The 2,939-nt window shown below is 46.1% G+C and carries 3 protein-coding genes and 1 pseudogene; 3 read left to right on the forward strand and 1 reads right to left on the reverse strand.

The features are described 5' to 3' along the window. The first annotated feature begins 80 nt into the window (after positions 1-80). The 3 genes from tnpA to NBH16_RS23140 all read left to right on the forward strand — a co-directional run bounded on the left by tnpA (position 81) and on the right by NBH16_RS23140 (position 2,555). Positions 81-437, forward strand: coding sequence for an IS66 family insertion sequence element accessory protein TnpA (gene tnpA / locus NBH16_RS23130; protein WP_250789128.1), 357 nt, complete (start codon positions 81-83; stop codon positions 435-437). Between the two features lie 3 nt (positions 438-440). Next, complete coding sequence (gene tnpB / locus NBH16_RS23135; RefSeq protein ID WP_004312010.1) at positions 441-806, forward strand: IS66 family insertion sequence element accessory protein TnpB; 366 nt, start codon at positions 441-443, stop codon at positions 804-806. 75 nt (positions 807-881) lie between these two features. Further along, positions 882-2,555: an IS66-like element ISBf10 family transposase gene (locus NBH16_RS23140; RefSeq protein WP_004312011.1), complete on the forward strand. Its 1,674-nt coding sequence runs from the start codon at positions 882-884 to the stop codon at positions 2,553-2,555. On the opposite strand, the pseudogene NBH16_RS23145 reads toward NBH16_RS23140, so the two are convergent. Then, positions 2,521-2,939: pseudogene (locus tag NBH16_RS23145) on the reverse strand (hypothetical protein); the annotation flags it as partial. The gene NBH16_RS23140 and the pseudogene NBH16_RS23145 overlap by 35 nt on opposite strands.

Consider the following 2,939-nt stretch of genomic DNA (forward strand, 5'->3'; position numbering starts at 1 on the left):
GTAAGCATTCGATAAACTCCCCCTTTCATTCTAAAAATGTGATATTACTTTTGTAATCAAAGTAAAAAAGCTCAATTGTTATGTCACATCAATGGACCATGGAAGATTTTGAATCTATTTATTCCCGTTTCAAGTCGAGCGGACTGTCAGTTATGGATTTTTGTTCGAATGAATGTATTCGTCCCAAACGTTTCTACGAGTGGCGTTCCAAGCTGTTGCGCAAAGGCGGCTTTATCCCGGTAAAGGTAAACAGTAAGGTCCAGGTCAGTCTTCCCCATAAGGAGAAATCCCTGCTGTCTGCCCCTCCGGTCAGCCCGTCGCCAATTCCCCAGCCGCTATGTGAGATCTCCTATCCCAATGGCGTCACAGTCCGCTTGAACAGCCCTTTGTCACCGGAGGTATTGCAAACCCTGATATTTTTGAATTCAAACCGTTAGCCTATGTTTTCTTTGAATGAATCCAACAGATATTATCTTTACCCGTATCCGACAGACATGCGTAAGAGTTTTTATACGCTTAGCGGCATCGTGACCAACCAGATGGGAAAGAATGTACGGGACGGTGACGCTTTCATTTTTATCAATGCGAATTGTACCTGTATGAAAATCCTCCATATGGAATATGGTGGTCTGGTGATATACCATATGAGGCTGGAACATGGGCACTTCCATCTGCCGGTCATAAATACGGAGGAAGGTCGGATTAAAGCGATTGAAACCTTCTGGAATGACCTTGTGATGATGGTTCAAGGAATGGACGGCAGCAAGGTCAGGCGTTATAAAAGGAGTGGTTTCCATGGGTTGTAGTTGTAACAAATTATAACATATACAATGCCGTATTCCGGCTGTTTTTTAGTATCTTAGCATCATATTTAAACGATTATGCCAACCGATAAGGAATTACTGATAAAGGATCTCATGCACAAATGCGACTGTCTGTATAGAGAAAACAGCCGGTTGAAGGAGATGGTGTCCACGCAGCCCCTTAAAGCTGCGGACAAAGAGGTGTATGAGGCTTTATTGTCTGACAAGGATGCCATAATCGCCCAAAAGGAAGCAAAAATCAACAGTCTGGAGCAACGTGTATCCTATCTTGAACGGCAGTTGTACGGTAAGAAGGCGGAAAAGTTCATAAAGCCTGACGCCCAGGACCGCTGGCTGGATTTTGAAGGCTTTGACATGCTTCCCCAGGAGGCTGAAGCCGCAGAAGAAGCAGAAAAGGAGTTGAAGGCTACCAGAGAAGCGATCATCGCCCGTAAAAAAGCGGGGAAGCAGCATCCTGCGAGAAAATCCCTTCCGGAGAATCTTGAGCGTGAGGTGGTCCATATATATCCCGAAGGGTATAATCCGGAAGAGTGGACGCTCCTTCCCGGAGAGGAAGTGACCGAGATCCTTATGCACGAGCCCGAGAAGTTCTATATCCGCAGGATAGTGCGCCATACAGCCAAACGGAAGGGTACAAACGAGTTCAAGACCGGCCCGCTTCCCGTCATGCCAATAGCAAAGAGCTATGCCTCTGCCTCATTGCTGGCAGACATGATGATAGGGAAATATGTGGATCACATACCGTTCCACAGGCAACTGGAACAGTTCAAACGTGTGGGGGTACATCTCCCCGCGTCAACGGTCAACGACTGGTTCAAGGATGTGGCGGATTTGCTAAGGCCCCTGTACTTCCGATTATGGGAGCTGGTGATGCAGACTGACTACATACAGTCGGATGAAACGACAATCCCCGTGATGAATGACGAGAGACACAAGACGGTCAAAGGTTATATCTGGCTTGTGCGCAGTGTCATGACCGGACGTCAGTTCTTTTACTATGACAAGGGTTCCCGAAGTGGAAAGGTGGTGCTGAAACTCTTCGGCAAGTTCCGGGGAGCCATACAGACGGACGGATACGAAAGGTACGAGATGCTGGACGCCAAGAAAGGTATTATCCTTCTTGGCTGTTGGGCCCATGCACGCAGACATTTTTGGGAGGCAAGAAAGAATGACATGCAGCGTGCCGACTATGCGCTCGCACAGATACAGTTGCTTTATGACGTGGAGCGTAAGGCTGACGATGAACGCCTGACTTATGAACAGAGGGCTGAACTTAGGGCACGTCTTGCATATCCCATACTTGTGCGCTTCGAGAAATGGCTGGTCAATGAATATCCCAAAGTAATGAAAGACAGTCCGATCGGAAAAGCCATAAAATATACATACGGAAGGTTCGACAAACTCTCCAGGTACCATCTGGACGGTCGTTACAGACCGGATAATAACGAGATAGAAAATAAAGTGCGGCCTGTCGCGTGCGGCAGACGTAATTACCTGTTCTGTGGCAATAATGATGCCGCTGAAGATGCGGCGGTGCTCTACTCGTTCTTCGGCTGCTGCAAGGCTGCCGGGGCTGACTTCCGCACGTGGCTGATCTACTTCCTTGAACATATACATGATTATGACGATGACTACTCGATGGATCTGGCCGAATTGTTACCTGACAATCTGTTATCCAAGGGCAAGATATTATCCGTTACGTCACCGGAATCTCCCAAGAAAGACTCCTGATACCTTCGTAAATCTCGCCTAAACACGGGAAAACTACCGTTTTATGCCAATCAAGACGGGAAAATAGGGAATAAAGTGCCGTTTTTATCTTCATTATCCCCGATAAATAGGGAAAATAAGGGAAAGAATACCCTTTTATACCAATTATGGCGGGAAAGTAGGGATAAAAATATCGCTTTATCACATTTGTCACAGGAAAATAAGGGGCAAAGGGGGAAAACTTCCTTTTATCCGCTCCATTAGTAGGGATAATATCAATTTCTATAGAACCCGCACATCTTTGGGTTGAATTGATGTAACAATAAATCATAGAACGATAAAATGAATAAACGACATTATGAACATACGTTACCCAATATACGAGGGAGTTTATCGAATACTTAC

This window comes from Parabacteroides sp. Y3-G-102 (assembly GCF_023656845.1).
Taxonomy (GTDB): Bacteria; Bacteroidota; Bacteroidia; order Bacteroidales; family Tannerellaceae; genus Parabacteroides; species Parabacteroides distasonis.

Bases quoted from the DNA above. Each gene is read 5' to 3' on its own strand.
- NBH16_RS23140 (WP_004312011.1), top strand. From the start codon at position 882: ATGCCAACCGATAAGGAATTACTGATAAAGGATCTCATGCACAAATGC.
- tnpB (WP_004312010.1), top strand. From the start codon at position 441: ATGTTTTCTTTGAATGAATCCAACAGATATTATCTTTACCCGTATCCG.
- tnpA (WP_250789128.1), top strand. From the start codon at position 81: ATGTCACATCAATGGACCATGGAAGATTTTGAATCTATTTATTCCCGT.